The 461-nt window shown below is 73.1% G+C and carries 1 protein-coding gene; it reads right to left on the reverse strand.

What is annotated here, in order from left to right; translation table 11 throughout:
* Positions 1–122 precede the first annotated feature (122 nt).
* A complete protein-coding gene (locus H7U20_RS30355) occupies positions 123–386 on the reverse strand; it encodes a hypothetical protein (protein ID WP_233410826.1) in 264 nt (87 codons plus the stop codon).
* Positions 387–461: the final 75 nt, after the last annotated feature.

Here is a 461-nt window from a genome sequence, read left to right on the forward strand (position 1 = left end):
CGCCGGGGGCCAGGCGCGCCGCCACGGCGGCATAGGCCGGCGTCACAGCGCGGCGCAACGGCGGCGCCCGCCCGGCCTCGCGCTCCGGCTCGGGCCGTCTGGGAATGCGTATATCGGCCATGTCACATCTCGCTTTGCTGGGCTAACAATCGGATTTCATCGCGCAGGATGCCCAGTTTCTCCTGCTGCCGGTTGGCCTCCAGCACGCGCCGGCGCGCCGTGAAGAAATCGCCGCCGGCCGCCCTGGCCCGCGCCGCGTACTCGCCGCACTCCAGTTGCAGCTCGATGGCCTCGCCCTTCATGCGCTCATATGCGCCCTTGGCGCGGCGCACCTGGCCGCTGGTGGTGGCCATCTTGAAGAACTGGGCGCGCGCCTCGCGCCACACCTCGTGCGCCTCCTCCAGCGCGCCGCGCCAGCGCAGCTTGGCCTCGCGCAGCGCCTGGCGCGCGGTGCGCCAGGC

The organism is Rugamonas violacea (assembly GCF_016461825.1).
Lineage (GTDB): Bacteria > Pseudomonadota > Gammaproteobacteria > Burkholderiales > Burkholderiaceae_D > Rugamonas.